This window comes from Eubacterium sp. AM05-23 (assembly GCF_003477535.1).
Lineage (GTDB): Bacteria > Bacillota > Clostridia > Eubacteriales > Eubacteriaceae > Eubacterium > Eubacterium maltosivorans.
In genome coordinates this window covers 7,154-32,560 of the sequence record NZ_QUDF01000010.1, presented here as the reverse complement: position 1 = coordinate 32,560, position 25,407 = coordinate 7,154, and the positions used below count along the sequence as shown (strand labels likewise).

The following is a 25,407-nucleotide window of genomic DNA, read 5'->3' as shown; positions in this document are numbered from 1 at the left end:
TAAGAAATGAAAACACAGAACATACCCGTCAACAGCATCCGCCTCTGCCTTGACCACTGCACTGGCAGCCAGCTGGAGGGCACCATTGTCGGCGTCGCCCTCAAAGACCCCGTCCCCTTCAGAGGGCTCAGAGCCTTTGTCACAAAGGTGGACGCCGCCTTCGACCAGATCGGCAGGCCCCAGCCCCACCAGCTCACCCGCAGCTTTAACACAGAGGAAGCCCGCCCCGCGCCCTTTTCGGCCAACCCCGAGTGCTACCACGCGCCCGAGACCATACAGGCCAGGCGGGGTGAGGAGAAAACCCTTGACCTCATCATGCTTACCCGCCGCCATACCGAGTGGCAGGGCATTTTAAAAGACATCGGAGGCAATACCGTCGGCCATTTCAGCAGCGTTCTGGAATGCATCCAGCTGATCACCAGAGAAGAAGACCGCCATTTGGCCTGAGCCCCAAATGCGGTCTTATGTTTTTTGGAAAAAGACCTTAAGGCAGACCCCTTGTGACCATTGTGTGACACAGGGCTGGTATAGTTAAGGTACAATAACGGAAAAAGCATAAAAACCGCCGAAAGGCCGATGAAAATAGAAAAGGCACGAAGGGAGAACCAATCATGAAAAGCGTAAAAAGATTATCCAGATATACATCCATATTACTGAGTGTGCTGCTCATGCTTTCAGCCATGAGCCCGGGTATCACTGCCCTGGCCCAGGAAAAAGCAAACGCCGCCCCCACCGTACTGAACTACGAGGACGACAGCATCACGGCAGAGCTGAAGGCCGCAGAAGGCGGCGCCCTGCCCACCGGCGCAGCGCTTCAGGTAAAAGCCTTAAATAAAGACAGCCAGGATGAAGCCGAAAAGGCCCTTTACGCCGAAACCGAAGCAGGGTTAAACGCCAAAGCCGCCGGGCAGGGTACAGCGGTCAATGGCTTTATTGCCTACAGCGTGCAGCTGCAGGATAAGGACGGCAAAAACGTCACCCCCGAAAAGGGAAGCTTTACCCTGAAAATCACCTATAAAAACCCAGACGCTCCCGAAGCCTATCAAAAAAGCCAGAGCGCCGAAAAAGGGGTAACCCTGTATCAGAAGACCGAGGGCAAGGACGAACAGAACAACACCATCTACACCATGGAGCCGACACAGGAAGACAGCACACAGATTACTGCGGACGAAAACGGAAAGGTGCAGTCGGTTGAAAGCGAGCTGACGACCCTGGAACCTGTGGCAGTGACGTGGGAGAGCAAAAGCGAAACCCAGGTGAGCGACAAAGCTCAAAGCAACACAGCTGGCAACCAGAGCGCCGGAACAGAAACTCCGGCCGTCGAAACACCCCAGACCCTGACAAGCCCGGCAAGCGCCCCTGTTCAGGATAACGGGGCTGCCGGATTAAAACCGAATCAGGTGAGCTTCAGTTTTACTGTGAAGGCGCATAATGAGTGGAATGAAAAAGACCAGTATTTCAACAACTGGATCGTCAATGTGGTCGATACTGATGGCAATCCAGTAACCCTCGATTCCCACCATGCTTATGTGACCATCAATTCAGGGGTGGAAGTGTCTGCCGCGAATCTGGCCAGGAAAATTGAGCTGCCCGAGGTCGATGGTTATGGCTACCAGCTCTTAAAGGCCAAGGTAAGTGGTTATGTCAATTTTAAAACAAATGGTCAAGATCCCAAAAAGGATGAGGATTATAAAGCATATAATAACAATGAAAGTGTTTTTACCAAGCTGATCTTGTGGAAAGGAAATGAACAACCGGGCAAAAATTATGAACCCTATCAGTATCAGTACAAAAATAATAATAACACCTTTGGCCGGGATCGTATTAACAAAAATGACGACACCTACACCAATAACGCTACAGTCACCTTCGTGGTCAAAAAGGTCGAAGCGCCGAAAACCGTGGACACTGTGGACAGCACCGCCAAGGGCGTGGATATCCAGATGTTTAACTATTCGAGCTCAACCCCGAATTTCAATAATTGGGGAAACGGCGAAGGAGTGGGCGTGCTCTCTCAGGGGCTGGTTTCCCGCAATTTAACAGCCAACAATAATGGCGAAAAAATACCGACAGCTTTGAAGGATCCGGATATACAGGGTTCAAGCGCGCCGGATTTTAACATCAATTTTTCAACAATTAACAATAACAATTATCAGGGGCAGGCCAACCATCTTTTCAGCAAAGACGTCTATGACAAAACCGGAGGCACCTTTTTCTACAGCAGCTTTGAGAATTATGCCTACTGGAACAGAAGCAGCGGAAACTTTAGCGTCTACAATGCCCTGGGAACCCCGTCCAATGGCGATAACTTTTTCTATCAAAGAGGCAACTTCCTGCCCTACAATACCTTTGTGGGCAGAGGTTTATCAACAAATACAAACACAAAAGACGAGAACGGTAAAGATTTAAGCACAGAAGACCCGCGCTACAATGAGCCTTTGTACCTTATCGATGACGCGGATTATTATTTCGGCATGACCGTATCCGCCAATTTTGCTCAGCTGGAAGGCGGCAAGTACAATGGCGAGGATATGATTTACGAATTCAACGGCGACGATGATATGTGGGTCTTTGTGGATGACGTGCTGGTTCTCGACCTCGGCGGCGTCCACGACGCCCAGTCCGGCAGCATCAACTTTGCCACTGGCGAGGTAAAATGGACAAATATTAATAACAGTACTAAACAGGATAAGGGTAAGACGACCACCATCAAGGCACAGTTTGACGCCGCTGACAAAGAAGCAAAAGGCGGAAACAAAACCGCCAGCACCCAGTGGAGGGGCAACACCTTTGCCGACTACACCAACCATGAGATCAAAATCTATTACATGGAACGTGGCGCCGGCGCCTCCAACTGCAAGATGAAGTTTAACCTGCCAGTTGTGCCAAAAGGAAGCGTTACAGTCAGAAAAGAGATTGAAAATATCGATGAAGGTTCCTATAGTGATGTGAATTTTAACTTCAAACTTTATGTGGAAGATCCAGATGCGGATGAAAGCAGCACGGATACCATTAAAGATAGTAATGGCGTTAAATATTCAGTGAGGAAAAATCAGCCTTATATGTTAAAAGATGACAATGTGACAGAAGAAAAACAGGGTTCTACAGATAAAGACACCGGAGTGTTTACTCTGCGCCATGGTCAGCAGGTGCGTTTTGATGAGCTTAGCGAGATGAATACCAAGTATATTATCGAAGAAATGAATGCCGATGAGCAGCTTTACGATAAATTTACAGTTAATAGTGGAGCGTATGATGTAGAAAAAGTTAAAATTGCGTCTACGACCGAAGAAGGAAAATTTGTTTTACGAACAGAGCCTTTGGCTATCGGTAAAAATTTATGGGTGAATGTTGAGAATCAGTGTGCGGCAACAAACTTTAAAAACATTGAAATTACAAAGCAAATGGCTGAAAATCAAAAAAGCGACGAGGGCTATAAGCTCAGAGTGACGGTTGGAGGTCAGCTGTATAGAGCGAAATATACACTTTCTGGTGAGTCAGAAGAAAAACAGTGCGAGGATGGAATTATTGTCTTAAAAGCTGGGCAAACAGCAACCATTAAAAACATTCCGTCCGGGACAACTTTTAATGTAGAAGAAATTGAGCTTGATGGCAATAAGTATGATAATCCTAAATTCACCGTTACTGGAGCAGATACGACTTCAATTGGTGATTATTTTGTGGCGGGAATAGTTAAGATAGACAACAATGCGAAAATCACCGTTGAAAATAAAAAGAAACTTGGGAGCCTGAAAATCACAAAGACCATTGATAGTGTAAACTATGAAGATGGTGATCCCGTCTTTACCTTTAAAATTTCAGGACCAGGCAATAGCGAAGATCCTGATTTTCAGGTATTTTACCGGACGCTGAGACTAAGCAAGGATGTGGGCAAAACAGCATCCATAACCATTGATAATTTACCAATTGGTGAGTATACTGTTGAAGAACTCAATACCATGCGCTACACCTGCATATCGTCTAATCTTCAGACAGGCACAGTCCAGCAAAATAACACCGAAGAAACAAAGGATACGCCTCCGGTAGAGCTCACTTTTACCAACAAGTTAACCAACGAAGATTACTTCTCCCACACCGATGTGGTGGAAAACAGCTTTAAGATCGGTGAAGATGGAACGGTCACAGTAGAACAGCATAAAGTTCCTGAAGGACAGGTTCCAGACGGCACAACACCCGTTCAGCCATCCAATGAATAAGGAGGTGCACAAAAATGTTAAACAACATCTTGAAAAACAGAAAACTGAAATATGGTTTAGTGTCCCTCCTGGCAGTAGTATTGATTGGCGGCGCGGTGACCCTGGCCTATTTAAGCAAAAGCACCGAAGCCGCGACCAACAATTTTGCCCCGGGCGAAGTGACCACAGAAATTGAGGAAAATCCTGAAGTAGTAGGCAGCACCATTAAAAAAGATCCGGCCGTTAAAAATATCGGCCCCAGCGCCTGCATTGTCCGGATGCGGGTAACCATCTCACCAGGCAGTATCGCAGATCGTGTTAATAATGAAAAGGCTGACGAGATTAAAATCGATTTTGATACGGAAGATTGGAAATATAATAAAGAAGATGGCTTTTGGTATTACCAAAGTATTGTGCCATTTACGGAGCCAAACACTGCAACGAAGCCTTTATTTACTGAAATTAAGGGCGTAACGGATCAAGAAGGAAAACCCCTTGAGGATTTTGAAGATTTCCAGATTACCCTTTATCAGGAAGCAGTACAGACCGAAGTAACCATTAACGAAACCCCTGTAAAAGCAACAAATACAACAGGAAACTACGATCATGAAAACGCCATGAAGATATGGGCAGAGTTTGATAAAGAAACAGTGAATGAATAAAAAGTAGCTGTCACACAAAACTGTGTGACAGTTTCTTTTTTTAAGTCTGTGTGACCACGCTATGACTGTATTTTGGTAGAGTATCGTTAAAGCATTCAGAACGAAACGTAAAGAAGGAGAAACGAATCATGAAAAAGGCCTATCAAATTTTTACAACCCTGCTGCTGATTATATTAATTGCGATGGCAGCCATCCTGTTTCTGCCAAAGCTGCTGGGTATGACCCCGCTGGCTGTGCTCAGCGGCAGCATGGAGCCCACCTACCATGTGGGCAGCCTCGTCTATGTAAAAGACGCCGACCCGGCCGAGGTGCAGGTGGGCGATCCCATCACCTTTAAGATCAGTGACGACACCATGGTCACCCACCGGGTGGTGGCCATCGATACCGAAGCCCAGACCTTCCAGACCAAGGGTGACGCCAATGACAACGTGGACGGCGGGGCCGTGGCTTACCAGAACCTGGTGGGCAAGCCCGTGTTTACCATCCCTTATATGGGCTATCTGGCCGTCTACGCCAATACCACCACAGGCATGATCGTCATGGTCACCGTCATATTGGTGATCCTGATTCTCACCTTCCTGCCCGACTTCCTGATGAAGGACAACGACAGCAAGGGAGAGGCAGCAACAAAAGAAGGCCAGGAGAGTAAAAGAACCGCCGAAAATAAAAAGACAGAGGCCCAGAAAAGAAAAAGGAAAAAATAGCCGTAAAGCAGAGCTTAACAAAAAAGCTCTGTTTTTTTATTGAAAAAGTGTTGATGTGACCGCTCTGTGACTGCCCTCTGTCATAATAAATACATAATCAATGAGAAATGAATCCATCACATATCAAGAAAGGAAGTGGAGAGCATGAAAAGAAAAAGAGCAGGGTTGGCAATTACAGGTTTACTGGTAGTGGCAATCATCGCTGTAGGCGCAACATTAGCCCTCCTGTCAACAACCACAGGCACCAAGACAAATGCTTTTTCTTCCAATAGAAACATCAGTATCCAGTTAAGAGAAGATAAATGGGACGGTTACACGTTTGAAGATGGAGCAGGCGACAGCACCACTGGTGAAGCAGCCATTACAGGCCGCGAAGAAGACATGACACTGGGTGTCAACCAGGCTAAAGCCTATCTTCCCGGCCAGAGCATTCCGAAGAACCCGACCGTAAAGAACAATAACACAAACGGCAACGGCGTAGAAACCCGCGTAGCCTTGAAAGTTACCTATTTTATTGGAGAACAGCAGGTAACCTATGAGACTTTTAAGAATAAGCTGTTAGCCACAGATGGTATTGAATTTAATAATAAATGGGAACAAATTGACGGAAACGACAATGACAACATGGCGGACATTTATCTTTATCAAGATGTGCTGGGTCTGGAAGAAGATGTAAATAACACGACTACCCCCCTTTTCAGCACCGTACCGATCAATAAAAACCTTCAGCCCGGCGAAGACGGAAAGCTGCCAAGCTTCAACATCAACGTCCAGGCCTACGCCATCCAGGCAGGCATCGACAACATGAACATTGGAGAAGAAATGGTAAAATTCATCAACGCCAACTAAAACAGCTGGCTGTGACCCACGTGTGACAACCGCAAGTTATAATAATGCTATAATAAAACGGTTATTAAATAAAAAACTTATCGAAAACCTTAAATTCAGAACGGAGGAAGAAACATGAACAAGAAGAGATTAGCCAAAGGCTTAACCGCCGCAGCCCTGATCGGCGTGATCGCAGTAGGATCCACCCTGGCGTATTTGAGCGCCAACACCGGACAGAAGACAAATAAATTTTCCGGCGATAACATCGGAGGCAGAACGGAAGAACGTTTTGATAAAGACACTGCCGAAAATTATAAACCGGGTGATTCAATTTACAAAGAACCTACCATTACCATCGATGCAGACAGTGCAGACGCTAAAGTAGCAATGTCCGTAGACTATTATGGTGATGATGTTGAAACCACGGAAAGTAATGGTGTTATTACAGTTACAAATCCTAATGAAGCTACAAAAATGTCTCAAAAAGACTTTGAAAGATATGCAACTGTTAAAGGTTGGGATACGGATAACTGGGAAATGATAGCCACATCGAAAAACGGTAGTGAGTTATGGATGAATAAAAACACAATTGTAACAACTAAAAAAGATGATGTAGAAGGTAGTGAAACAAAAGACGTTAAAACAGCACCTCTCTTTAAGAATGTAGTTGTTAACGCAGGTTTAAGAACCGTCACAGAAACAGAGCTGAACAGCAAAACAGTCTATGATAAAGAAGGCAACGTTCTTAGTACGAAAGAGGTAAAAAACTCAATTGTAAATAGTTATTATGAAGATGCACTTGGCAATATTTTAGTATTTGATAAACTGCCAACCTTTGTTATTGACGTCAACGGTTTTGCCGTACAGGCAGATCATATAGATGCAAAAGCAGAGTTAATCAAGCTTGCAAATGTTGGAAGAACTGCTGAAAATGACAAATTTGTGGCTGTAGTGTGAGCTTAGGAATAGAAAAAATATAGAACCAGTTAAAGGAGAAAATCCATGAACAACAAGAAAAAAGCTGCGATCCTCATTTCATCGCTGGCCATTATTGCCGTGCTCGTCATCGGCGGTACCCTGGCCTACTTCACCGATACCGATAATGCGCAGAACGTATTTACCCTGGGTAAGGTCACCGGTGAGATCACCGAAAACACCGAAGCAGGCACCGTAGACGGGCATCCTGTAAAACCCGGGACACCCACAGAGGATGGCATCAGCTATGATAAAATCGTGCCGGGTGACTGGCTGAGTAAAGAACCAAGAGTAAACCTGACTGGCGACTCTGAGGATGCATATGTGCGTGTAAAGCTGTCAGTTCCCAATAGTACCAAGTTAAATCCGGAACAGGTAGCAGAGCTTATCACAGAAAAATGCCTGAATTTTGGTGAAAAATGGGTAGTTGGTGTAGACGGATATATCTATTATCAGGAAAAATTAACCAGAGATCCATCTGGAAAATCTCAGACAGATCCGGTATTTACCATGGTTAAAATCCCAGAAGAATGGGGTAATAGTACAGCGGAGGCCAGTTTTGAGATCACAATTCAGGCGGATTTAGTTCAGGCTGAAAACTTTGAAGCTTCATTAGGGCATAACGCTGCCGGCAAGATTGACAGCTGGGGCGATATCACGATTGAAAAAGCGGCTCAATAAGCATAAAAAAGCGGTCCTCGGATCGCTTTTTTTTAAAGAACCATTCCGCCATGTTATCACCATGTGACCAAACCTTGATAGAATAAAACTATGAGGATAGTGAGTAGCATTGTGAAAGGTAAGTGATGAGGATGGAAAAGACTATTAACGCAAGCAATCAGACTTTTATCTTAGAGATTAAAAGCACACGCAACCATACCTGGCAGGGCACCATTTTATGGGTGCAGACCCAGCAGAAGGTTGCTTTCCGCAGCGCACTGGAAGCCATAAAAATTTTGGACTCCGCTCTGACAGCTGAGGGTGAGGATGAAACCCCAAACTTGCAGATTGTTTAAGGCAATACTTATAAAAAGAACCCCGGCTCTGCTTTTATCATGAAAGCGGAGCCGGGGTTTTATCTTATCCGTCTTAATAAGCCACAATCACGCCGCCATTATCGGCATAGACGGTACTCAGCCCGCCGGCTTCAAAAATGACGACATCCTTGAAATTGCATTTTTCCTCAATGGCTTTTTTCAGGTTCTCGGCAGTTTCCTGGGCGTGCACGTGGGCGATGGCCAGGATTTTTTCGCTGGCGTCTGACACCTCATCGGCAATGATTTCCACCAGGCGGGAGAAAGCCTTCTTTTTACCGCGGACCTTTTCCTTCAGGGCAATCTCGCCCTCGCCGTTGTCAGTCATGATGGGCACCACCTTCAGCACCTTGCCCAAAAGGGCCATTGTGCCGCTGATACGGCCATTTTTAGCCAGGTTATCCAGAGAGTTGAGGATAAACATGGTGCGCATGTTGGTGATGAAATCCATGAGCTTTGACACGATTTCGTTTGCGGGCAGGTTTTCTTCCAGAAAGGACTGAAGCTTCATGAAAAGCAGGTCCTCCCCGGCCGCGGCGCTTTCGGAATCCAGCACATGCACCTGGCAGCCCGGATATTTTTCCTGGGCCATGACAGCGGCCATGACGGCGCTGTTATAGGAGCCGCTGAGCTTGGATGAGATGGTAATAATATAGTTAACGCGCTCCGGATCAATGGCGTCCAGGTATTCCTGGGGTGATGGGCAGGCGGTTGATACCTTGTTCTTGCTGAGCTTCATTTTATCGACCAGCAACATGGTCGATAAGTCCTGATCCACCAGCTCCTCGTCATCAATTCTGAGTTTAAAGGGTATTCGTTCAAGTGGCAGATCGGCTGTAAAGATTTCCGGATTAAAATCCAGGCAGCTGTCCACAATAATTTTGTTTTCCATAGCACTCCTCGAAAAGTTTAGTAATCTCTACTTTAATTATATTACCCAAATCTTTATTTTGCAATAAGAAAGACAGGCTTTTAGGAAAATAAAAACAGCACCCTATGCAAAACGGATGCTGTAAAAAGCATAATTAAACAAGCATTTTGGCAGGTGTGCCCTTTCCTGCATTTCTTTTGACCCAGAGGGTGTGTAGCAGCACAATCTCTACTTCAAAATGCCTGTTGTCTTGTTTATACCCTTATTATATACTATTTATTTTGTTCTGTAAAGAACCCGGTTTTTCTGGATTAATTTCTTTAAATTTTTCTCTCGAATTCGGTAAAATGTCATTACAGAGTTTTTATAGCCTGGATGGTCTGTCTCTAAGGCAACTCTTATGATCATATTCAAGTTCGTATTTTCAAGCGCTTTTATCATAAAAATTGTACCCTTATGTGTTTCATCTACAATGATGTAATCGGGAGAAGCAATCACTGTTTCTGCAAATTTCTCAAACCATACATAATCCTCGGGATGTCTTGTTTTTATATGGTATTCCCGCTCTTGGGTGATAATGACCTCATCCGTCTGCAGAAGGCCAAAAGCCTGGCAAAGATAGGTGTCAGCGAGTGTACCTAATTTTTTGAACATGATTATCTCCCATCCCTATAAATGTATGTCCTATTATAATAAAGAAAAATAGTATTGTCAAAAGCACTTATTTCAGGGATAACGGCTCTTTTTCTTTTTTGAGCTCCAGCTTTGACAAAAGAACGGCGGCAAAGACGAGCCCGCAGCCCAACGCCATGCGCGGCCCAAAAGGATCGTGCAGGAAAATAACAGAGACAATCAGACCGAAAACAGACTCCAGTGAGATGAGCAGCGAGGCGTGGGTGGAGGTAGTGTACTGCTGGGCGATGTTCTGGATGAGAAAGGCCACAGCTGTGTTAAAGACCACCAGATAAACGATGCCGAGAGCACTGGGAGCGCTGACCCCGGCGAGGGGCGGCGCAAAAATAAGCGCGGCAAAAAGCGATAAACCACCCGCTGTCAGCATCTGGACCACTGTAAAGGACATGACATCCGTTTCCTTGACAAACAGCCCTAAAAAGACGATTTGGAAAGAATAAACCACCGCGAAGGCCAGTGTCAGAGCGTCGCCGAGGTTCATGCTGAAATCCGGCTTCAGGCTGATAACCGCCACGCCCACAAAGGTGAGCAGGGCTGCAGCCACATCCAGCGCCCGGGGCCTGGTCCGGGTCATCATCCAGGAGACAAAGGGAACCAGCACCACGTAGGATGGAATGAGGAAGGCCTGGTTGGAGGCTGTGGTATGGTCGAGGCCGATGGTCTGGAAAACCATGCCCGCAAACATAAAGCTGCCGACCACCATGCCCATGAGCACTGTGCGCCTGTCAAGCCGCCGGACGCGCTTTAAAAAAAGGATCAGGAGTAAAATGCCTGATCCTAAAAACCGAAAGGTCATGACCCAGAGCGGTGTGATGGTCACGAGCGCCGCCTTTGACGCGATAAAGCCCACGCCCCAGATAAGGGCAACGGTTATTAGTGCCAGATCGGCAAGTTTTGTCTTTGTTTTTGTTTGCATCAATTTATACTTTTATCATTTGCAAATGGAAAATGTAGAATGCAGAATGGAGAATTATCGGAACGAATCCGTACCGGATTCGAGTAAAATTCAAATTTGCTTTAGCAAATTTGTTCTTTTAATTCTCCATTCTCAATTGTCCATTCTCCATTTCTAAAGTAAGGGCCGCCCTTACTTTAAGAAACCTTCGATAATGTGCTGTTCGGCTTCGTGCTCAGTCAGCCCCAGGGTGCGGAGCTTGATGATCTGGTCGCCGGCGATTTTTCCGATGGCGGCTTCATGAATGAGCTCGGCCTCAAGGTCGTTGGCGGTAATTTCCGGAATGGCGGAGACAACGCCCTCGTCCATGATAATGGCGTCACACTCCGAATGGCCCGCGCATTTGTTGTTGCCGTTGATCTTGGACAGAAAAAGCTGGCGGGAGCGGTCACGGGCAACAGAGCGGGAGCTCAGGGTACAGCTGGAGCCCTCGCCGTCCATATCCACCTCAAAGGCGGTTTCGGCGTACTGGTCACCGTGGGTCATGAGCTTTTCCTTGATAACCAGCTTAGCGCCCTCGCCCAGCTTGGCCGCAGATTTACGTTTGGTGGAATCCACGCCTTTAATCTGGGTGGTATCCATTTCCATATAGCTGCCGGCCTCCTGCTCGATGTAGGTTTCTGGATTGATGACGCGCTTGCCAGTGCCTTCGCCAACGCCGATGTGCTTTTCGATGTAAAGCACCTTTGAGCCCGGCTTCAGGAAGAAACGGTGGATGCCGTTGTGCTCGGAGCCGTCGCAGCCGTCGGTGGACACGCCGCAGCCCGCCACGATGGTCACGTCTGCGTCCTCACCGATGTAAAAGTCATTGTAAACCAGGTCGTGCACACCGCTGCAGGTCACCAGGGCAGGGATAAAAACCTTGTCGTTTTTAGTGCCTGGCTGCACGATGATGTCAATGCCGGAGCCGTCCTCCTTGCTCACGATCTGGATATTATCAGTAGAGTTGCGGCCAGCGCACTGGCTGTCCTCACGGATATTAAAAGCAACGCCCTCTGGCTTGCCGTCAATGTCTGCAACGTCCTTCAGCAGCTCTCTTGCTACGTCGTTCATTGGTATTTCGTTCATATTATTCCTCCATTCTAGGACAGAAATCCACTTTGTCTGTACCGTTTAAAAGTCTTGGTAAAATGTCTTCTCTGGCCCCCTGGCTGATGATCTTGCCGTTTGCCAGCACAATGATTTCATCCGCGATGTTTAAGATGCGCTCCTGATGGGAGATGATCATGATCGAGCCGTTAATTTTTTCATACATTTTCTGGAAAACAGCGATCAGGTTTTTAAAGCTCCAGAGGTCAATGCCGGCCTCTGGCTCGTCAAAGATGGACAGCTTGGTGCCGCGGGCCAGGATGGTCGCGATTTCGATACGCTTGATCTCACCGCCGGACAGGCTGTCATTGAGCTCGCGGTCGATATAGTCTCTGGCGCAGAGACCCACTTCGGATAAATACTCGCAGGCTTCCACCTGGTTGAGCGGAGAGCCCGCAGCCAGCGAGATGAGATCGTGGACGGTAATCCCCTTGAAGCGGACAGGCTGCTGGAAGGCGAAGCTGATGCCCAGCTTGGCGCGCTCGGTGATGTCGAGGCCTGTGATGTCCTGGCCGTCGAACAGGATCTGTCCCGACGTCGGGGTGAGAATACCGGAGATAATCCGGGCAAGGGTGGATTTACCCCCGCCGTTGGGGCCGGTAATAACAACGAATTTACCGGAGTCAATCTTGAGACTGACATCCTTGAGGATGCCCTTTTTTTCATCCTCCACTTCAAAGCAGATATTTTTTAATTCTAGCATTTATTACTCCTTCACGGGCCGTTCTAAAAGCGAACGGTCAAACTCATGATAATTTGAAATCACCGCGTCCACGCCGGGTACCTGCATGAAATAATCATGGCGTTCTGGCGCCGCGATGGCGATAATATGGCCGATACCGGCCGCGTGGGCAGACTGGATACCGGAAAGGCCGTCCTCCACCACAATGCATGCCTCAGGGGTGACGCCGAGTTTTTCTGCCGCCAGACGGTAAATATCCGGGGAGGGCTTTCCCGGGAAGGTGTGGTTATCAAAAACCGTGGCGTCAAGATCAAACCACCGGTCAAGACCAAAGGTCTCGAAAAAGAACGCCATATTGGCGAGCTCTGAACTGCTGGCAATGGTGTGGGGGATCCGTGAGGTGCAGATCCAGTCAAGAAGCTCCGGGGCGCCGCTTACCAGATGGAGGTTTTCAGTATCCTCCAGGCAAAGCTCCCGGTAAAGCGCTTCTTTATAATCGCCAAAGGCGGCGATCTCCTCCGTTGTCAGCTCCCGGTCTTTTAGAATGGCTGGGATGATGGTGGCGTTGGTCTGACCGTAAAAGCCGTGCATTTCCTCGGGCGTAATATGCCGCCCGCACTGCTCCAGCGTAAAACGGTCAAAAGCCGCGTCGTGCTTGTCCGAGTCGAAAAACAATGTGCCATTGAAGTCAAAGATGATGGCCTTAAATGTCTTTTGCATGTGTAACCTTTCTGCTTACTGTTATTATATTAAATGATTCTTAAAAAAGAATTATAATTTAATCTTTTTTATAAAGGACAGTCCTGGTCCAGGGAGATGTGGGTAAAGCTGCGTTTTCCGTCCGCAAAATCGCTGACAATGTCGCCGTGGCCGATGAGCTTGTACTTATAGCTCAGCAGGCCGTCTAAGCCTACCGGGCCTCTGGCGTGCAGCTTGGAGGTACTGATACCAACCTCGGCCCCGAAGCCGTAGCGGAAACCGTCCGCGAAGCGGCTGGAGCAGTTGACATAGACGCCTGCAGAATCCACCAGGGTGGTGAACGCCTTTGCGTGGGCCTCGTCCTCTGTGACGATGACGTCTGTGTGGCCGGAGCCAAAGGTGTTGATATGGTCGATGGCTTCCTCCAGGCTGTCGACAACCTTGATGGAAAGGATATAGTCCAGATATTCGGTGGACCAGTCATCATCGGTGGCGGCCTCGACGTCGATCACTGCGCGCACACGCTCGTCCCCCTTCAAATGTACCTGTTTCTGGTCCATTCCTGCCTTTAATCCGGGTAAAAATTCCCCGGCGATGTCCTTGTGCACCAGCAGGGTTTCGATGGCGTTGCAGGCGGAAACATACTGGGTTTTGGCGTCCACTGCGATCTTCACAGCTTTGTCCACATCAGCGGAGGCGTCCACATAGGCGTGGCAGATGCCATCGGAGTGGCCCATGACCGGAATATTGGAATGGTCCATGATGTATTTCACAAAGCTGTTGGAGCCGCGCGGGATAATGAGGTCGATATAGTCGTCCAGGGCCAGCATGGCGTTTACGTCCTCGCGGCTTTCCAGGTTTTGAATCCAGCCGCCGGGAATACCCACAGAGGCGGTGGCTTCCGAAATAATCCTGCACAGCAGGCGGTTGGTCTCCAGGGCTTCACGGCCGCCCTTTAAAAGTACGGCGTTGCCGCTTTTCAGGCAAAGCGTGGAAATCTGGACAAAGGCGTCAGGACGGGATTCAAAAATAATGCCGATCACGCCAATGGGGCAGGTGACCTTGTAGAGGTCGAGCCCGGTGTCCAGTTCAGTAGCCATGCGGGTAGCGCCCAGCGGGTCGGTAAGCTCGATGAGGCTGTGAATGCCGTCGATCACGTCGTCAATCTTGTGGTCGTCAAAGATCAGACGGCCCAGGAGCGGCGCGGCCAGGCTCTCGGCTGCGCTGCGTTCGTAATCGGTCTGGTTGGCAGCGATGAGGGCCGCGCGGTTGGCCTCCAGCGCATCGGCAATGGCCGCCAGCGCCGCGTTTCGCGTCTGTGTATCGGTGGCGGATAGCTGAATGCCCGCCTTTTTAGCTGTTTTTCCTCGTTCTAACATAGTGGTGGTCATGGTTAACTCCCTTCTTGAATGAATGGAGAATTGTCTCCATTAAAGATCACAGATTCCTCGGAAATCTTATCATCCTTATCGGATGATTTCCGCGTCATCTGCGTTCGCTTTGTTATCGGGCAACCGCTAACGCTCCATTGCCCTGCCGATTTTTTTCAAAAATCGGACTCAGCTTCATTTATGATAAGTCTCATTTTTCATGATCTTAAAGGCCCGGTAAATCTGTTCCAGCAGCATGACACGGAACAGCTGGTGGGGAAAGGTCATCTTTGAGAAGGACAGATCCCAGTGGGCGCGGGCCTCGATCTCCGGCGCAAGCCCCAGGGAGCCGCCAATAATAAAAGTCAGGCTGCTCTTGCCCTCGACGCCGTAATCCTCGATCTTTTTCGCGAAATCCGGGGAGGTCAGCTGTTTGCCGGTGATCTTGAGCACTGCGATAATCTCATTGTCCTTTAAATGCCGGGCGATCCGCTCGCCCTCCAGCGCCACCGCCCGGGCCTTTTCAGCATCGCTGAAACGCTCCTCGATTTTTTCATCCTTTACCTCGATGATGGACAGCCTGCAGTAGGCCCCCAGCCGTTTGCTGTACTCATCAATGGCCATCCTCAGGTACTTCTCCTTGATTTTGCCAACAGTGATGATTTTAATATTCATCTTTTATATAGCATCTTAAAAGCTGTACATGGTCAGCAGACTGACAATGATGATGATCACCAGGATCAGGGCGCCGATCCGGTAACTGTTTTTAATGTTGCTCTGGTGACTCTGTTTTGTCTGCTTCTGCTTTGGCTTTTTTGTGGAATTATTTTTGTTGTTTGCCATCCTCCTGCTCACTTTCTGCTGCGGCTTTGGCAGCCTCTTTTTCCTTCTGCTTGCGGACACGCTCGGCATACTCGGCGCGCATCTCAGCGATGATCCGGTCCTGTTCCTCTTTTTCGGCCTGTTCCTTTGCAAGGTCGGCAGCGTACAGATCCTCCAGCACCTGCGGGAGCCTGGGTTCCTCTCCCTCGGGCAGTGTGGTGCCCATGTGGGAGAGATAAATACGGCGGTCTGTGGAGGGGCCGTTGAACTCAACCATATAGATGCTCTGGTGCAGGCCCAGGATCAGCTCGCCGCTTTCCACCATCACCTGCTCCGACATCCCCACAAGGGAGGCCTTGACATTGGAGGTGGTCCAGCCTGTAAACTGCATGCCGTTGTACTTGGGCAGGAACCGGTTGATTTTATTCAGAAAATCCTTGTCAATATTGAAGTCATCATTAATGGTAATGGTCACCGCGCAGGTGCGCTCGGGAATCTGGATATGGACAAACCCGTCGCCCAGCCGGACCTCCCGGATATATTCCCGCACCTGTTCGGTGATATCCGCTAAACCTTCCGGGGCAGATACGCCCGCTTCAATTATTTTCATGCTTTTCTCCTAAATTTTTTAAAATTTTTAAAAAATATGCTTGCAAAATATCTATGACTATATTACAATAACTGTTGTTGGTTTGCAAATCAAAAATATAAAAATATCGGGGTGTGGCTCAGTTTGGTAGAGCGCATGGTTCGGGACCATGAGGCCGGAGGTTCAAATCCTCTCACTCCGACCATTTTGTTAGTGTTTTAGCCCTTTTGCGGGCTTTTATTTTTTTCTGTTTTTAAAGATTTTCCCACTATTTTCCCAGTTGAAAAATATGTGTTAATTTGTCTGATTTTGAACAGTTCGATTTAGTTGAAAGATTCTTCATAAAAAAGATCAATTTTTGAGGCAGTTCTTTTTTTCTGTCGCTCAAGGACATGGGTATAAATGTTAAGCGTTGTGGAGACATCAGAATGCCCCAATAACTCCTGAACAACCTTTGCAGGTTCGCCCAACTCAAACAGGCGCGTTGCGTAGGTATGTCTTAAGTCATGAAAGGTCTTATCCACTTTTCCGTCGACGTTCAAAATGCCGCATTCTTTATAAACAGCTTTGACTTCTTTGAGAACATTTTGCCGCTCAAGATGAGTGCCGATACCCGTACAAAAAACGAGGGTATCATTATCTTGTGTTAGGTTATATTTGGCAAGCTGTATTTTTTGCTTCTCTTTATGAGCCATTAAAAGTTCCTCAGTACGCTTTGGTAAAGAGATAATACGTGTTGAATAATATGTCTTTGGAGCGGTGGTTTCACCAATCTGTTTGTGCGTTTTAAGGTCACGAATAAGGGAATATGTTTTGTCAATATTGATTTCTTTGCGGCTAAAATCAATATCCCTCCAAGTGAGGGCAAAAAGCTCGCCCTGTCTCATACCGGTATCCAAAGCCATGTTAAACAAAACGCCTAAACGGTGATCTTTGATTGCATTGATAAAACGCTTGTGTTCTTCAACGGTTAAAGGATTTACCTTTTTTTGCCGTCTATTTTTGGCTGGCTTTTTCGGCAATTTGATTGAGGGCATAAAATTTCTAATGATACGCCCTGTTTCAAAAGCGTACCGGATACAGGGGCTAAGCATTTTATGAAACTGCTTAACACAATTGTATCCTTTGCGTTCAAAAAGTTCATTGTAATATTTTTGAACATCAGAAGCATCGAGGTTTCGCAGGATGATTTGACCTAAATAACTCTCCTTCATGTATAGCCTGAAAACACAGTCATAGCGTTCTTGCGTGCTTGGTTTTTTATCGACGAGATGGACATTGTATAACCAGTCATTACAGAAATCAACAAGTTTAACCTTGTCATTTTTAATCCCATAACCTTCAAGCTTTTCAAACTTTTCAACTTTTTCTTTTAAATCTTTGAGTGTTCGAGCTGTTAATTCTCTGGTGATTTTCTTTAAAACAGGATCCCAGTGTCTGTAGCGGAAATAAGTGTATTCTCCACGAATAATCTTATCATATTTCATATTTTCCTCCATGTTATACTGGGAAAAACGGTGTACATGTTCTTCGGTTTGTTTTAAGTTACCGAATATGATATAATCAAGGTGCGAAGTCGTTGTACCATATCCGGTATGACAGAGGCCGTTTTTGTCTTGTTATAAGGTAGGAGCGGCTTTTTTATTTACTTTGATCTTCTTCTTTTACAATCAGATCGATAAAATTATCGACAACCTTTTGTCCTTCCTCACTCAAATTAAAATAGTACATAATTATCCGCTCAAGCTGCGGATACTTTCTTGAACCAATTCTTCCCAAATAAGAACCAAGCCTTTTTTCTTCACTAAACCGATTGTACATATCGCCGGTTCCATGCTCTAACCATTCTAAATTAATATTAAAAAGTGTACAGATAGATTTTTTCATCTGATCTGTAACGCCGCGCTGTCCACTCTCTATTCTTGAAATCGCGGCATCTGTAACGCCCAGCTTTTCACCAAAGTCCTTTTGTTTCAAACCTTGGTCTTTTCGGATTAGCCTGATTCTTTCTCTAATATCCATCTTAAACCTCCATCAACTTATGAAACCATCATACAACACAAAACTACCATTGTCAAGTGTATATAAAATTTGATTGACACACTACCTTTGGCGGTGTAAAATCAAAAACAAGAAAGAGAATAATTACCTATGGTAAAAGAAGGGGAAACAAGATGTTAAAACAAAGAACTATGAAAGAAGAACGTATTGAGGCAATCATTACCAAAATGATGCGGTTGCCGGAACCTTTATTAGAGCAAATTGAAATTTTTATAATGGCAGTAGATATGGTAGAGACCGCCCGATTAAGGGCAGAAAAAAAGGTTTTACTACAGGAGCGTAAAGAAAAATGACTCTACACGAAACACTGACAACAGAGGAAGCCTGTGACTTTTTAAAATGCAGCCGCTCGATGATTTACTATTATATTAAACATGATAAGAAATTTCAATTTACTTATTACCAAGAAAAACGTAAGGGACGCCTGTTTTTTCTGCCAGATCAGTTAAGGCAATGGCAGAAAGAAAAAGCTAACGAGCATGGAGAAAAAAAATGCGCTGTTGATTCCTGAAAGAATAAAGGAGCGGAGAACCGCTCCTTTAAGATAAGATAACCGATATAAACATGGAAAAATATGTTAGTCAGAAAACTCCTGGACAATCCAGGGATCGCCGGTGCAATTCCGACTTTTTCCCTTCATTACTCGGTATTCTTACGTCGCAAACAAAGTATACCATAAAGAAAGAACTTTTTCATTAATAAGTGTAGTGAAGAAGGTCTTTGAAAATTTAATACAAATTGTTGGAGAAACGCCTTTCAGTCAGGCAGATTTTATCTGTATATTGGTTTATTAGCGAATGGGGTTCAGGAAATATTTATGTATTTCCATCTTGAAATGATAAAGTCAAGAACGCGATGACTGGCTGTTAGGTAGTACTCGGCAACCGATGACTGCACTGTTTGTTTGAAAAGAACGAATAGATAAGGCATGATAGGTTGACCTGTCTGGAAGGTGGGTAGCATGAAGCTTCGGGATGTTTTATCAGCATGTTTCAACAATTTATATTTATAAAAGAAAATTTAGCAAAGTAAATTAAGGGCATTCGTTTATTTTGCTAAATTGTCCATGAACAATGAAAAACAAATAGCTTATTTCTTATTATAATACAGGAGGAAAATATGTTTACAGATGACCAAATTCATCTTGCAAATGATGTGAATATCATCGACTATATGGAATACTGCGGTCTTGACCTCAAACGCAGCAACCGCCGGGTGAAGGTAAAAGGCTGGAACGGCCTTGATGTCACGCCTGACGGGCGTAAATGGAAAGACTTTGCATCCGGTCAGGGAGGGTATGTCATCCAGTTTGTCGTCTGGCTCAATGCCTGCAACTGGAAAGAAGCCGTTCAGGAGCTGCTGGATTTCAGCCATCACGCCCCACCCGTACAGATATCCGCCACACGGCCGGAGCCACCGCCGTCAAAGCCTTTTTATCTGCCACCCAAAGCCAAAAGTTATCGCAATCTCTTTGCCTATCTGTTAAAAACCCGCAAGCTTGATTCAAAAATTGTTCAATACTGTGTTGATCAAAAGCTTATCTATCAGGATGAACGCTGTAATTGCGTGTTTGTAGGATATGACGATAACGGAGAACCCGCATCCGCTTTTCTGCGCGGGAGCAACGAATACGCTCCTTTTAAAATGCTCGTTGAAGGAAGCCGGGCCGAATACGGCTTTACATTACCCGGAACCAATTCGCGGCTTTTTATCTTTGAATCGCCCATCGACTCGCTTTCCTATATGACCCTCAAAAATATCCGTAATCCGCTTTACTTTGACAACCGCCGGGATCATTATCTTTCCTGCAATGGCCTGAAATACCTTCCGATATTGTACTACTTGTCAACACATCATGAAATCAGTCAAATTGTGTTCGGTGTGGACAATGACCCGGTTAATGAATATGGGAACCGTCCCGGTCAGGATTTTATTAAGAGTGCCACGCAGGAAATCATGGAAGCTTTTCCAGACCGATTCACAACGTCAAAACAATTCATCGCAGATTTACCGGGACAAAAAGACTGGAATCAGGAACTTGTCATATTTAGAAAAAGTCAAGAACACAAAAAATCAAAAAATGGACGGCAGTCATGCCGCTGAGAGCAGCTTATCAATTCAAATTGAAAGCTGCTTTTTCTTTACCCAAAAACAGAAAACAAACGCCATAAGGCGGTTGAGATAGATATTTTTACAAAGGAGGTTTAAACCGTGAAAGAACAAAATTGTAAAAGGAGGAATCAGCATGACACACCGATTTAAACAGGCTTCCGTTTTGCTTATGGCCCTGCTGATGTTGTTTTATGGCTGCGGATTTAAGACGGAGGTTTTGGCAAACACAGCGACGGAAAATTCACCGGAGATCACAGAGCCGACTGCTCAAACCGATCCGGCATTCACCGGAGAAACTGAGGATACCAAGAAAAAAAGTCCCGAGCTTGATCCCGGGGAACAAGCGATTCTGGATGCAAATGGCATTACCGCCACCGAGGATACCGGAAAGATGGATGCTTCCGGCAACTACATTCTCGGGGAAACCGCAAGCGGCGGAACCGTGACCTGTTCCACCAGTCTCAGGACATTGGCGAGCCGAAGTTTTGGGGATGAACCCTGCTACAAAAAATTTCAGCGGGCTGCAGGCTGGGATGATGGCGTGATCTACAGCAGCGACTTTGCCAGCCCCGACGGAAGCGACATCATTACCACCACCACACCCATTTTGAGAATCAGCGATAACGGCGTGGATCAGATCGCCTACTGCGCCGATCCATCGCTGAACATTCCCAGTGAGGTCGTCGGCCCAAACGGTCTGGTTACCTACAACCGGGAAAGCTGGAACGTGCAGAGTTGGCGTATCCGAAACGTCATGTGGCACGGCTATCATGATGGAAACAGCGGGGAATACTATGTTCAGACCTGGGCAGCCATCCGCGTCATTGCAGGCATTGGCGCATATACCGATTACTATATGACCGATCCCACCGTTGCCAACCTTGTAAACACCCTCAGCTATCAAAACCCAAATAACTGGGATGCCAGCTGGAGCATTGTCCCGGAACGGGAGGAAGCGGTCTGGAACGCGAGTACCAAGCGTCAGGAAACCGGTTGGTTTCAGACCTACTGTAACAATATTGCCGATCATGGCACTTATACGGTTACGTTGCCAAGTGGTGTCCATGCGCTGCTGCGAAACACCAGCGGACAGGTTTACAGCGATGTGACCGATCAGTTTACCATCTACGATGACGACGACTTTATGCTTTATGCAAGTGGCAGCTATCAAGGAGAAGTCAGCGCAAATATTACGCCGACAATCATCAAACGCCACAGCTCTGACACCGGAAATCCAGATGCCTGCGTCATTTACGTGCCAGATGTCCCGGACACCCAGAGACTTTTCGTCTCCCTTGCCGTCGGTCAAAGTCCGTTAAGCAGCGGCTTCCGGGCAAATTTCACCGGAGCCACCGGAGACGCGCAATTACAGAAAACAGATAACCGCACCAAAGAAAAACTGGCCGGAGCGACCTTTGGACTGTACGATACGAAAGATAACCTTTTGAAGCAGGGCGAAACCGACGAGAACGGGCAGTGGAATGTGACCGATTTAGTCTTTGGAGATTACTATTTCAAAGAAATCGCTGCGCCAAAAGGCTATGAGCTGAATCCGACAAAGCTGCCGTTCACGGTTGACGGCATCCGGGATGTGGTGACCGTCTCCACGGCAAATGAGCCGAAGAAAGTCCCCTTCCAGTTTATCAAGCAGGATGCCGAAACCAGAGAACCCCTTAAAGGCGTGACCTTTGTACTGTATGGCTGCGATGAAAAGCATCCGCATAACGACCTGCAGGATGACAAGATCAAATCCTGCTGGCAGACCATTGTCGGTACCCGGATCAGCGGCACAGACGGGAAAATCGACTTTGGCAATCTCTATGCCGGAGAATACCAGCTGGTCGAAACCAAGACCCTTCCCGGATACGCCAAGCCCATGGGACAGTGGCGTGTGACCATTGACCCCGAAACAAACGAAACCGTAAAGATCACCGCCAAAAGCACCGCCCCGGCATTTGTGAAAGACGGCAATGCTCTGAAAGTTGATAACCAGAAAAATGACAAGCTGCCCTTCACAGGCGGAAACGGCGATCACCGTGCCGCACTGATGCTGGCCGGGATGGTGTTATTCCTTGCGGCGGGTATTTTAGCTTTAATCCTTAAAAAGAGAAATCTCAGAAATCCAAAAGAAAGCAGCGAAAAAATAGAAAGGAAAGAAGAAAATGAACCTGAAAAACAACCCATTGTTCAAGAAAATCGGCGGCCTTGCTTTAAGCATTGCCATTTTATGCACAAGCTGCGGCCCCGCTTTTGCCGCCACCGGATCACCGGATACCAGTGCAACGCGGAGCCTGACCATCCATAAATACCGGATGGAGGACATCACAAAAGCTACCATCGGGGGGAGCGGGCAGCAGACCGATGTTGTTCCGGCCGATGCGGTTCCGCTTCCGGGCATCGCGTTTAAAGTGACCAAGATGCAGGATACCGATAATACGAAGGTAGATACCACCTGGAATATCCAAACCGTGATGACTGGCGCAGACGGTTCGGCCACCATCAGCGGCAACAGTAACCTGCCCATGGGGGTCTACAAGGTAGAAGAACAAACCAATCCAGCGGTAGCCGTCAAAGCCGACCCGTGTCTGGTGTCCGTCCCCCTGACCAACCCTGCTGGCGACGGCTGGATTTACAACGTTCACGTATTCCCCAAAAACCAGATCAAGCCCGGCCCGGACATCGACAAGTTTGTGACCGAGCTGGAAAACAAACACGATACCGCGGACATCAGCGAAAGCGTGAAGTGGATTATCGAAACCACACTGCCGGATGATGTGGCGACCTGTAAGAACTACACCATAACAGACAGCATCGACACCCGATTAGATTTTGTTCCGGGCAGTGTCAAGGTCTACCGTGTCGATACCGATAAAAAACGTGTGCTCATGACACCGGACAGCTACACGGTCACAGAACCAAGTACGGCCAACAGCCAGATGCTCACCGTCTCTTTGACAGATGCCGGCAAAAAAACAGCGGCTAAATCTTTGCCAAACACCAAAGATAAAAACGCTGCCCTCAACATTGAATTCAACACCGTCGTAAACAAAACCGCCGAGGGCAGTTTAGGAAAGCCAATCCCCAACGGCGCGACCATCCATTACACTAATAACCTAGACATTTTCTTTGAACCACAAACCGTTCCCGAAGATAAAAAACCCGAAGTGCACACTGGAGGAATTAACCTTTTAAAGGTGGATGCAGACGACAACGCCCTTAAGCTTCAAGGAGCCAAATTTAAAATATACCGAACCGAAGCCGACGCGAAGAAAAACATCAACGCCGTCAAAGACCCGCAAGACAACCATATCGACTGGGAAGTGACCACCGACGCAAGCGGCATTGCCCATTTCTGGGGCCTTGCCTATGGACAGAAAGGGCAGGATGCCTACTATGGCGACAGTACCAACTACTGGATCGTGGAAACACAGGCCCCAGTCGATGCAAACGGCAAGCCCTATAACCTGCTCAAATACCCGGTCAAGGTGACTGTGAACAGCAACTCCCACAATGAAGCCAATAAAATAATGATTGAGAACATCAAACACTATGACCTTCCCTACACAGGCGGTACCGGCAGCTTAACACCCCTTTACATGGGTGCGGCTTTAATCCTTATGGCCGCCGGGACAACCATTCTTTTCATCCGGAGCAAGCGAAACACAGGGGACAAATAGGCGAAAGGGGAAGCTGGAAATGAAAAACAAAGCAATGCTGCTGCTGATCATTGTTCTGGTCAGTGCGGGGATTGGCTGCATCCTTTATCCGGATATGGTTTATCTTCTGGCTTCCCAAAAACAGGGACAGGTGATTCAGGATTATCAAATGACGACAGCGGAGATGAACAAACAGCGCATGGAGGAAGCCTATCAAAAAGCTATTAGCTACAATGAAAGACGGATCAATCCAATCATTGGAGATCCTTTTTCAGAGGATATACAAGAAGAATCAGCGGATTACACAGAGATTCTTAATGTTAACGGGACAATAGGAGTGATCGAGATACCAAAAATAAAGGTGAATCTGCCCATCTATCACGGCACATCCGAATCCGTGCTTTCGAGAGGAGTGGGGCATCTGAAAAACACCGCCCTGCCCGTCGGCGGCACCGGGACACACGCGGTGCTGACCGGACACCGGGGTTATGCGGGCGCAAAGCTGTTTACCGATTTAGATCAGCTGGTCATGGGGGATCGCTTTTATCTGCACGTCCTGGATAAGACTTTAACCTATGAGGTGGATCAGATTCTGGTGGTTACGCCCGATCAGACCGAAGCACTGAAACCCGTCGAAGGAGAGGATTTTGTAACCCTGCTGACCTGTACGCCGTACCAGATCAATAGCCATCGGCTGCTCGTGAGGGGAAAACGGGTTGAAGAAGGCCAAGAAGAAGTGGAGTCTGAGACGATGGAAGAACCGATACCTGTCAAGGAGTTGATTTTTTCCTTTGTATCCTTAGTGGGAATTGCAGCAGATATCTGGTATTTGAAAAGGAGGAAGAAATGTGAATGAATGGGATTTAGGTGCCATGCTGACACTAACCGGGATGCTGACTTTTGGTCTGATCCTGTTATGGGGCATTCGAAAGCGGGAGAAAAAATGCCGAAGCTATCCGCCATGGCTGGCGGTGCAGATTGTGAGTATTTTAAGTTTCTTACTGTGTATTCCGGTTTATCTGATACTTGAAAATGGTTATTCTATTGTTCAAATGCTTTTAACATCGTTGAGCCTTGCGACTGCAATCATTAGTTTGGAACGGGCTGTTTCCAAGCTACAACGGCATTACTTTCACTGGAAAGACAGAAAGGGAGCGTTTTAAAAGGATAAAACAGATCAATCGTATTATTGAGTTTGTCGAAATCGAGAACCGTGACAATTTGTCACAGCTTGTTGTATGGTTGGTTAAAAAGCGTTATATCATTAAGGTGAACAAAAAAGCCGCCTGAAAAATCAGACGGCTTATATACAGCAGGTAATCGGCAGGGCGGCGTATCCTGCATCTCAGGTACTCCAAAGAGTGTGTTGGGAGCCATTTCCAACCTCAATTACCTGCTGGTATAATCTA

General features: G+C 46.9%; 27 protein-coding genes and 1 tRNA gene. 16 read left to right on the top strand and 12 right to left on the bottom strand.

The window, feature by feature from the left end; all coding sequences use genetic code 11:
* The first annotated feature begins 6 nt into the window (after window positions 1-6).
* The 8 genes from DW091_RS14175 (at window position 7) to DW091_RS14140 (ending at window position 8,381) form a co-directional block, all read left to right on the top strand.
* Window positions 7-447, top strand: a complete 441-nt coding sequence (locus tag DW091_RS14175; protein WP_118518474.1) for a hypothetical protein — start codon at window positions 7-9, stop codon at window positions 445-447.
* Between the two features lie 164 nt (window positions 448-611).
* The gene (locus tag DW091_RS14170) at window positions 612-4,217 is read left to right on the top strand and encodes a fibro-slime domain-containing protein (RefSeq protein ID WP_118518473.1); all 3,606 of its coding nucleotides are present in this window, start codon (window positions 612-614) and stop codon (window positions 4,215-4,217) included.
* Between the two features lie 14 nt (window positions 4,218-4,231).
* Window positions 4,232-4,858, top strand: coding sequence for a hypothetical protein (locus DW091_RS14165; protein ID WP_096919205.1), 627 nt, complete (start codon window positions 4,232-4,234; stop codon window positions 4,856-4,858).
* 128 nt (window positions 4,859-4,986) lie between these two features.
* Entirely contained in the window at window positions 4,987-5,562 is a 576-nt protein-coding gene (locus tag DW091_RS14160; RefSeq protein WP_118518472.1) for a signal peptidase I, read from the top strand.
* 144 nt (window positions 5,563-5,706) lie between these two features.
* A complete protein-coding gene (locus tag DW091_RS14155) occupies window positions 5,707-6,411 on the top strand; it encodes a hypothetical protein (protein WP_118518471.1) in 705 nt (234 codons plus the stop codon).
* Window positions 6,412-6,525: 114 nt separating this feature from the next.
* Window positions 6,526-7,347 carry a hypothetical protein gene (locus DW091_RS14150; protein ID WP_118518470.1) on the top strand — a complete coding sequence of 274 codons (822 nt, stop codon included), beginning with the start codon at window positions 6,526-6,528 and terminating at the stop codon, window positions 7,345-7,347.
* A gap of 45 nt (window positions 7,348-7,392) precedes the next feature.
* A complete protein-coding gene (locus DW091_RS14145; protein WP_074617435.1) occupies window positions 7,393-8,046 on the top strand; it encodes a TasA family protein in 654 nt (217 codons plus the stop codon).
* Between the two features lie 131 nt (window positions 8,047-8,177).
* Window positions 8,178-8,381 (top strand): hypothetical protein, encoded by a 204-nt coding sequence (locus tag DW091_RS14140; RefSeq protein ID WP_058695894.1) that lies wholly within the window; start codon window positions 8,178-8,180, stop codon window positions 8,379-8,381.
* Between the two features lie 73 nt (window positions 8,382-8,454).
* Here the strand turns inward: DW091_RS14140 and DW091_RS14135 are convergent, their stop codons facing one another.
* From DW091_RS14135 to DW091_RS14095, 10 genes are all read right to left on the bottom strand, one after another.
* Window positions 8,455-9,291: a DegV family protein gene (locus DW091_RS14135; protein ID WP_058695893.1), complete on the bottom strand. Its 837-nt coding sequence runs from the start codon at window positions 9,289-9,291 to the stop codon at window positions 8,455-8,457.
* 255 nt (window positions 9,292-9,546) lie between these two features.
* Window positions 9,547-9,924 (bottom strand): PBECR2 nuclease fold domain-containing protein, encoded by a 378-nt coding sequence (locus tag DW091_RS14130; RefSeq protein ID WP_096919210.1) that lies wholly within the window; start codon window positions 9,922-9,924, stop codon window positions 9,547-9,549.
* Between the two features lie 67 nt (window positions 9,925-9,991).
* Window positions 9,992-10,879 carry a DMT family transporter gene (locus DW091_RS14125; protein WP_058695892.1) on the bottom strand — a complete coding sequence of 296 codons (888 nt, stop codon included), beginning with the start codon at window positions 10,877-10,879 and terminating at the stop codon, window positions 9,992-9,994.
* Between the two features lie 171 nt (window positions 10,880-11,050).
* Entirely contained in the window at window positions 11,051-11,971 is a 921-nt protein-coding gene (locus tag DW091_RS14120; protein ID WP_058696436.1) for a SufD family Fe-S cluster assembly protein, read from the bottom strand.
* 16 nt (window positions 11,972-11,987) lie between these two features.
* Window positions 11,988-12,710 (bottom strand): ATP-binding cassette domain-containing protein, encoded by a 723-nt coding sequence (locus tag DW091_RS14115; protein WP_058695891.1) that lies wholly within the window; start codon window positions 12,708-12,710, stop codon window positions 11,988-11,990.
* Window positions 12,711-12,713: 3 nt separating this feature from the next.
* A complete protein-coding gene (locus DW091_RS14110; RefSeq protein WP_118518469.1) occupies window positions 12,714-13,409 on the bottom strand; it encodes an HAD family phosphatase in 696 nt (231 codons plus the stop codon).
* A gap of 68 nt (window positions 13,410-13,477) precedes the next feature.
* A complete protein-coding gene (locus DW091_RS14105) occupies window positions 13,478-14,779 on the bottom strand; it encodes a glutamate-5-semialdehyde dehydrogenase (protein WP_224168807.1) in 1,302 nt (433 codons plus the stop codon).
* 174 nt (window positions 14,780-14,953) lie between these two features.
* Entirely contained in the window at window positions 14,954-15,433 is a 480-nt protein-coding gene (rlmH, locus tag DW091_RS14100; RefSeq protein WP_118518468.1) for a 23S rRNA (pseudouridine(1915)-N(3))-methyltransferase RlmH, read from the bottom strand.
* Between the two features lie 15 nt (window positions 15,434-15,448).
* A complete protein-coding gene (locus DW091_RS20165) occupies window positions 15,449-15,601 on the bottom strand; it encodes a hypothetical protein (RefSeq protein ID WP_158501401.1) in 153 nt (50 codons plus the stop codon).
* Window positions 15,582-16,190 carry a secondary thiamine-phosphate synthase enzyme YjbQ gene (locus tag DW091_RS14095; RefSeq protein WP_118518467.1) on the bottom strand — a complete coding sequence of 203 codons (609 nt, stop codon included), beginning with the start codon at window positions 16,188-16,190 and terminating at the stop codon, window positions 15,582-15,584. Before DW091_RS14095 ends, DW091_RS20165 begins: the two co-directional genes overlap by 20 nt.
* 107 nt (window positions 16,191-16,297) lie before the next feature.
* On the opposite strand from DW091_RS14095, the gene DW091_RS14090 reads away from it, so the two are divergent.
* Window positions 16,298-16,374 (top strand) — tRNA-Pro (locus DW091_RS14090).
* A gap of 118 nt (window positions 16,375-16,492) precedes the next feature.
* Here the strand turns inward: DW091_RS14090 and DW091_RS14085 are convergent.
* On the bottom strand, window positions 16,493-17,656 hold the full coding sequence (locus tag DW091_RS14085; protein ID WP_158577904.1) for a site-specific integrase: 1,164 nt from the start codon (window positions 17,654-17,656) through the stop codon (window positions 16,493-16,495).
* A 154-nt stretch (window positions 17,657-17,810) separates the two neighbouring features.
* Window positions 17,811-18,191, bottom strand: coding sequence for a helix-turn-helix transcriptional regulator (locus tag DW091_RS14080; RefSeq protein WP_058695886.1), 381 nt, complete (start codon window positions 18,189-18,191; stop codon window positions 17,811-17,813).
* Between the two features lie 170 nt (window positions 18,192-18,361).
* Here DW091_RS14080 and DW091_RS14075 point away from each other — a divergent pair, with 170 nt between their 5' ends.
* The 7 genes from DW091_RS14075 (at window position 18,362) to DW091_RS14045 (ending at window position 25,161) form a co-directional block, all read left to right on the top strand.
* Window positions 18,362-18,523, top strand: a complete 162-nt coding sequence (locus tag DW091_RS14075) for a hypothetical protein (RefSeq protein ID WP_158577903.1) — start codon at window positions 18,362-18,364, stop codon at window positions 18,521-18,523.
* Entirely contained in the window at window positions 18,520-18,741 is a 222-nt protein-coding gene (locus DW091_RS14070; RefSeq protein WP_058695884.1) for a helix-turn-helix domain-containing protein, read from the top strand. Before DW091_RS14075 ends, DW091_RS14070 begins: the two co-directional genes overlap by 4 nt.
* Window positions 18,742-19,349: 608 nt before the next feature.
* Window positions 19,350-20,333: a DUF3991 and TOPRIM domain-containing protein gene (locus DW091_RS14065; RefSeq protein WP_058695883.1), complete on the top strand. Its 984-nt coding sequence runs from the start codon at window positions 19,350-19,352 to the stop codon at window positions 20,331-20,333.
* 142 nt (window positions 20,334-20,475) lie between these two features.
* Entirely contained in the window at window positions 20,476-22,647 is a 2,172-nt protein-coding gene (locus tag DW091_RS14060) for an LPXTG cell wall anchor domain-containing protein (protein WP_058695882.1), read from the top strand.
* The gene (locus tag DW091_RS14055) at window positions 22,538-24,019 is read left to right on the top strand and encodes a SpaH/EbpB family LPXTG-anchored major pilin (RefSeq protein WP_224168809.1); all 1,482 of its coding nucleotides are present in this window, start codon (window positions 22,538-22,540) and stop codon (window positions 24,017-24,019) included. Before DW091_RS14060 ends, DW091_RS14055 begins: the two co-directional genes overlap by 110 nt.
* 19 nt (window positions 24,020-24,038) lie before the next feature.
* Entirely contained in the window at window positions 24,039-24,854 is an 816-nt protein-coding gene (locus tag DW091_RS14050) for a class C sortase (RefSeq protein WP_058695881.1), read from the top strand.
* A complete protein-coding gene (locus DW091_RS14045; RefSeq protein ID WP_058695880.1) occupies window positions 24,847-25,161 on the top strand; it encodes a hypothetical protein in 315 nt (104 codons plus the stop codon). Before DW091_RS14050 ends, DW091_RS14045 begins: the two co-directional genes overlap by 8 nt.
* Window positions 25,162-25,407: the final 246 nt, after the last annotated feature.

Coding starts and splice junctions, on each gene's coding strand:
- DW091_RS14105 (WP_224168807.1), bottom strand. CDS start 14,779: ATGACCACCACTATGTTAGAACGAGGAAAAACAGCTAAAAAGGCGGGC.
- DW091_RS14145 (WP_074617435.1), top strand. CDS start 7,393: ATGAACAACAAGAAAAAAGCTGCGATCCTCATTTCATCGCTGGCCATT.
- DW091_RS14115 (WP_058695891.1), bottom strand. CDS start 12,710: ATGCTAGAATTAAAAAATATCTGCTTTGAAGTGGAGGATGAAAAAAAG.
- DW091_RS14165 (WP_096919205.1), top strand. CDS start 4,232: ATGTTAAACAACATCTTGAAAAACAGAAAACTGAAATATGGTTTAGTG.
- DW091_RS14110 (WP_118518469.1), bottom strand. CDS start 13,409: ATGCAAAAGACATTTAAGGCCATCATCTTTGACTTCAATGGCACATTG.
- DW091_RS14120 (WP_058696436.1), bottom strand. CDS start 11,971: ATGAACGACGTAGCAAGAGAGCTGCTGAAGGACGTTGCAGACATTGAC.
- DW091_RS14050 (WP_058695881.1), top strand. CDS start 24,039: ATGAAAAACAAAGCAATGCTGCTGCTGATCATTGTTCTGGTCAGTGCG.
- DW091_RS14135 (WP_058695893.1), bottom strand. CDS start 9,291: ATGGAAAACAAAATTATTGTGGACAGCTGCCTGGATTTTAATCCGGAA.
- DW091_RS14130 (WP_096919210.1), bottom strand. CDS start 9,924: ATGTTCAAAAAATTAGGTACACTCGCTGACACCTATCTTTGCCAGGCT.
- DW091_RS14140 (WP_058695894.1), top strand. CDS start 8,178: ATGGAAAAGACTATTAACGCAAGCAATCAGACTTTTATCTTAGAGATT.
- DW091_RS14125 (WP_058695892.1), bottom strand. CDS start 10,879: ATGCAAACAAAAACAAAGACAAAACTTGCCGATCTGGCACTAATAACC.
- DW091_RS14070 (WP_058695884.1), top strand. CDS start 18,520: ATGACTCTACACGAAACACTGACAACAGAGGAAGCCTGTGACTTTTTA.
- DW091_RS14060 (WP_058695882.1), top strand. CDS start 20,476: ATGACACACCGATTTAAACAGGCTTCCGTTTTGCTTATGGCCCTGCTG.
- DW091_RS14160 (WP_118518472.1), top strand. CDS start 4,987: ATGAAAAAGGCCTATCAAATTTTTACAACCCTGCTGCTGATTATATTA.
- DW091_RS14085 (WP_158577904.1), bottom strand. CDS start 17,656: ATGAAATATGATAAGATTATTCGTGGAGAATACACTTATTTCCGCTAC.
- DW091_RS14170 (WP_118518473.1), top strand. CDS start 612: ATGAAAAGCGTAAAAAGATTATCCAGATATACATCCATATTACTGAGT.
- DW091_RS14065 (WP_058695883.1), top strand. CDS start 19,350: ATGTTTACAGATGACCAAATTCATCTTGCAAATGATGTGAATATCATC.
- DW091_RS14155 (WP_118518471.1), top strand. CDS start 5,707: ATGAAAAGAAAAAGAGCAGGGTTGGCAATTACAGGTTTACTGGTAGTG.
- rlmH (WP_118518468.1), bottom strand. CDS start 15,433: ATGAATATTAAAATCATCACTGTTGGCAAAATCAAGGAGAAGTACCTG.
- DW091_RS14150 (WP_118518470.1), top strand. CDS start 6,526: ATGAACAAGAAGAGATTAGCCAAAGGCTTAACCGCCGCAGCCCTGATC.
- DW091_RS14095 (WP_118518467.1), bottom strand. CDS start 16,190: ATGAAAATAATTGAAGCGGGCGTATCTGCCCCGGAAGGTTTAGCGGAT.
- DW091_RS14075 (WP_158577903.1), top strand. CDS start 18,362: ATGAAAGAAGAACGTATTGAGGCAATCATTACCAAAATGATGCGGTTG.
- DW091_RS14080 (WP_058695886.1), bottom strand. CDS start 18,191: ATGGATATTAGAGAAAGAATCAGGCTAATCCGAAAAGACCAAGGTTTG.
- DW091_RS14175 (WP_118518474.1), top strand. CDS start 7: ATGAAAACACAGAACATACCCGTCAACAGCATCCGCCTCTGCCTTGAC.
- DW091_RS20165 (WP_158501401.1), bottom strand. CDS start 15,601: ATGGCAAACAACAAAAATAATTCCACAAAAAAGCCAAAGCAGAAGCAG.